The sequence below is a fragment of the Novosphingobium sp. AAP83 genome (assembly GCF_001295795.1).
GTDB lineage: Bacteria > Pseudomonadota > Alphaproteobacteria > Sphingomonadales > Sphingomonadaceae > Novosphingobium.
This window is the reverse complement of record NZ_LJHY01000048.1, coordinates 1-1311: the sequence shown is the minus strand read 5'-3', so window position 1 is coordinate 1311 and position 1311 is coordinate 1. Positions and strand designations below refer to the sequence as shown.

Annotated in this window: 2 protein-coding genes; both read left to right on the top strand. The window is 52.9% G+C overall.

What is annotated here, in order from left to right; all coding sequences use genetic code 11:
- Positions 1 to 139 precede the first annotated feature (139 nt).
- Complete coding sequence (locus tag IP81_RS21045; protein ID WP_054109116.1) at positions 140 to 343, top strand: type ISP restriction/modification enzyme; 204 nt, start codon at positions 140 to 142, stop codon at positions 341 to 343.
- Positions 344 to 1111: 768 nt separating this feature from the next.
- Positions 1112 to 1311 (top strand): hypothetical protein (locus tag IP81_RS21395; protein WP_231627040.1); only part of this gene is annotated, 200 nt, incomplete at its 3' end.

Genomic DNA, 1311 nt, shown 5'->3' with positions numbered 1-1311 from the left:
TCGGTCTCCATCAATGAATCACCATCGACGCCGAAACTCCATCAGTTTTTGCGGGTCTCCAGCTTCAACGCTCCGTATTAGAAATTCACCACATCAAACGGAGTTTAGAGGTGTACGTTTTTACGGTTAAGTCCATCCTTTGAAAGATGCTGCCATCGGTGCAACGCCCTATGCCTTCGACGGCCAGCCGCCCGAGGAACAGGATTGCGTAGTAGACAAGCCCCGGTTCGAAAATGACCGCGTCTATATCAATGGCAATGACGGCATAGGCCAATACTTCGATGCTGTTCCGCCTGTCGCTTGGGATTTCCAAATCGGTGGATGTCAGCCTGCGCAAAAGTGATTGAAAGACCGCAAGGGCCGCACGCTAAGCTGGGATGACATCCGCCATTACCAGCGCATCATCAAGATACTGAGCGAAACAGACCGCATCATGCAGGAAATCGAATTGCCGCTGAATTGACCGAAATAAGTATTGGTAGCTGAAAATCGCGAATCACTTTTGCAGGCAGCCAAAGGCGCTGAAAGAGGGCAAGATCATGTGCACTTGCAAAGAGCGCATTTTATTAGACAATTTATGCAAAACCGAGCTTTGGAAAAACCCTTTTTACACCCCTGAATGCAAAGAACGCAACTAATGAAGCGTTAATTGCATTCACTGTTTGGAGAAAGACGCGCCCGTTAACCTTTCCGAACCCAGTCAGTGTTTCTAATGTGTTCCTGTCCATTTGAACGCAGGAGCATACATGAATACTGCAAGTCCCCATCCCGAACCGCTGGCATTCAGCATCGCAGACGCCGTTCGCGTCTCATCTATCGGTCGCACGCGCATCTATGCCCTGATTAATGAGGGCCGTTTGGAAGCGCGCAAAATTGGTAAGCGGACTTTGTCCCTGCTGCCAGCCTGCGCCGCCTCATCGAAGGGGCGAATAATGCGTAGCACATAAACGAAACCCCGACCACAGGGCCGGGGAATCGCGCGACTTACTTTGGTCGGTTCATCGCGTGACTTTCCTAACCCTGTCCGTCGCTGTTCGCAATTGTTCATTGCGACCGATCTGCCCCGGCTTTCGGGAACGGACGGACGCGCCTGCCAAAGAGGCAAGCTGTTATGGAAATTCAATCAATACCCAAGAAATGCGAAACCCCGCCGGTTCAGGGCGGGGCAACGCGCGATCAACATGCCCGTTGGTCGCATGGCTTTAATAGCCTTGACGCCCTTCGCACGCAAACCCTGATCCTTGCGCATTCCGTGCGGCCCGAATGGGCGGCGATGATTGCAGCACTCGCTTTCGGGGGGGGGGGGGGGGG